General features: G+C 47.4%; 2 rRNA genes. Both read right to left on the bottom strand.

Features of this window, described 5'->3' with window-relative positions:
• Positions 1-3: 3 nt before the first annotated feature.
• Positions 4-111, bottom strand: a 5S ribosomal RNA gene (rrf, locus tag ICJ85_RS15930).
• A 118-nt stretch (positions 112-229) separates the two neighbouring features.
• A 23S ribosomal RNA gene (locus tag ICJ85_RS15925) occupies positions 230-3,050 on the bottom strand.
• Positions 3,051-3,149: the final 99 nt, after the last annotated feature.

Below are 3,149 nucleotides of genomic sequence, written 5' to 3'. Positions count from 1 at the left end.
CAAAAAAGGCAACGACCTACTCTCCCACGGATGCAGTACCATCGGCGCTAACGGGCTTAACTACTCTGTTCGGAATGGTAAGAGGTGAGCCCCGTCGCTATAATCACCTTAAATTTTAGGTTGGTGTATCTTAAACATCAACCGCGCATCACGCGCTTATATTTTAACATATTGAAAAAACATACATGTATTACTTTTAAAAAAACTGTACTCTTTAAAAAAACAGGCGTACAATAAGCCTATGGGTTATTAGTACTACTCGGCTATGACATTACTGCCTTTACACCTGTAGCCTATCAACGTAGTCATCTCCTACGACCCTTTAAAGAAATCTCATCTTGTGGTGGGTTTCGCGCTTATATGCTTTCAGCGCTTATCCCTTCCCAACGTAGCTACTCTGCAATGCCGCTGGCGCGACAACAGATACACCAGAGGTTAGTCCAACTCGGTCCTCTCGTACTAGAGTCAGATCCACTCAAATTTCTAACGCCCACTGTAGATAGAGACCGAACTGTCTCACGACGTTCTGAACCCAGCTCGCGTGCCACTTTAATGGGCGAACAGCCCAACCCTTGGGACCTTCTCCAGCCCCAGGATGTGACGAGCCGACATCGAGGTGCCAAACCCCCCCGTCGATATGAGCTCTTGGGGGAGATCAGCCTGTTATCCCCGGCGTACCTTTTATCCTTTGAGCGATGGCCCTTCCATGCGGAACCACCGGATCACTATGCTCTTGTTTCCAACCTGATCGACTTGTAGGTCTCTCAGTCAAGCACCCTTATGCCATTGCACTCTACGCACGGTTACCAAGCGTGCTGAGGGTACCTTTAGAAGCCTCCGTTACTCTTTTGGAGGCGACCACCCCAGTCAAACTACCCACCAAGCACTGTCCCCTGAACCAGGGTTAGACTCTAGATAAGCAAAGGGTGGTATTTCAACAATGACTCCACAACGCCTGGCGACGCTGCTTCGAAGTCTCCCACCTATCCTACACATTACTTATCCAAAACCAATACTAAGCTATAGTAAAGGTGCACGGGGTCTTTTCGTCCCACAGCGGGTAATCGGCATCTTCACCGATACTACAATTTCACCGAGCTCATGGCTGAGACAGTGTCCAGATCGTTGCACCATTCGTGCAGGTCGGAACTTACCCGACAAGGAATTTCGCTACCTTAGGACCGTTATAGTTACGGCCGCCGTTTACTGGGGCTTCATTTAAGATCTTCGCCGAAGCTAAACCCTCCACTTAACCTTCCAGCACCGGGCAGGTGTCAGGCCATATACGTCATCTTTCAATTTAGCATAGCCCTGTGTTTTTGATAAACAGTCGCCTGGACCTTTTCACTGCGGCCCCACCGGAGTGGGGCGACCCTTCTCCCGAAGTTACGGGTCTATTTTGCCTAATTCCTTAGCCATGAATCTCTCGAGCTCCTTAGAATACTCATCCCAACTACCTGTGTCGGTTTAGGGTACGGGCTGCTTCTATCGCTTTTCTTGGAAGTCGCTACTCTGGATTATCACCGCAGCCGAAGCCTTAGTGTACTATCGCCGTGTTACCACTGGCTTCAACGAACTATTCCGTCAGTTCGCACCAAATTTACGCCTCCGTCACTTTTAATTAGAGCAGGTACAGGAATATTAACCTGTTGTCCATCCACTACCCCTTTCGGGTTCGCGTTAGGTCCCGACTAACCCTCAGCTGATTAGCATAGCTGAGGAAACCTTAGTCTTTCGGAGTGCGGGTTTCTCGCCCGCATTATCGTTACTTATGCCTACATTTTCTTTTCTAACCAGTCCAGCATGACTCACATCACACCTTCAACCCTGTTAGAATGCTCCCCTACCACAATAAATTGTCCATAGCTTCGGTAGTATACTTATGCCCGATTATTATCCATGCCGAACCGCTCGACTAGTGAGCTGTTACGCACTCTTTAAATGAATGGCTGCTTCCAAGCCAACATCCTAGCTGTCAAAGCAGTTCAACCGCGTTTTTTCAACTTAGCATACATTTGGGGACCTTAGCTGATGGTCTGGGTTCTTTCCCTCTCGGACATGGACCTTAGCACCCATGCCCTCACTGCTGATAAACATTTTATAGCATTCGGAGTTTGTCAGGAATTGGTAGGCGGTGAAGCCCCCGCATCCAATCAGTAGCTCTACCTCTATAAAACTATTAATCAACGCTGCACCTAAATGCATTTCGGGGAGTACGAGCTATTTCCGAGTTTGATTGGCCTTTCACCCCTACCCACAGGTCATCCGAAGACTTTTCAACGTCAACCGGTTCGGTCCTCCACTGTATGTTACTACAGCTTCAACCTGCCCATGGGTAGATCACACGGTTTCGCGTCTACCACTACTAACTATAGCGCCCTATTCAGACTCGCTTTCGCTACGGATCCGGTACTTAATACCTTAACCTTGCTAGCAACGGTAACTCGTAGGCTCATTATGCAAAAGGCACGCCGTCACCACCGAAATGGCTCCGACCGCTTGTAAGCGTATGGTTTCAGGTTCTATTTCACTCCCTTATTCAGGGTTCTTTTCACCTTTCCCTCACGGTACTAGTTCACTATCGGTCTCTCAGGAGTATTTAGCCTTATGGGATGGTCCCCACAGATTCATACAGGGTTTCACGTGCCCCGCACTACTCAGGATACTGCTATCTTATTACTTTTTACTCTTACGGGACTATCACCCTCTGTGGTTTGTCTTTCCAAACAATTCTGATTCAGCATAACTCGAATATTGCAGTCCTACAACCCCAGTATTGCCGTAACAACACTGGTTTGGGCTAATCCGCGTTCGCTCGCCACTACTAACGGAATCACTTTTGTTTTCTTCTCCTCCGGGTACTTAGATGTTTCAGTTCTCCGGGTTCACCTCCTTGCGGATACTATATCTTCAATATAGTGGGTTGCCCCATTCGGATATCTGCGGATCAATTTGTATGTGCCAATCCCCGCAGCTTTTCGCAGCTTATCACGTCCTTCATCGCCTCTGAGAGCCTAGGCATTCCCCATACGCCCTTATTTAGCTTATTGTACTTTTTGCTTTTTTATGAGTTTCATTCACTAGATTATTATCTTGTGAATTTCGACTATTTATATCGCTCGTAATTGATATAAATAATCACATTTTTT

The sequence above is a fragment of the Aestuariibaculum marinum genome (genome assembly GCF_014596975.1).
GTDB classification, from domain to species: domain Bacteria; phylum Bacteroidota; class Bacteroidia; order Flavobacteriales; family Flavobacteriaceae; genus Aestuariibaculum; species Aestuariibaculum marinum.
The sequence above is the reverse complement of the archived record's forward strand: the minus strand, read 5'-3'. Positions and strand labels throughout refer to the sequence as shown.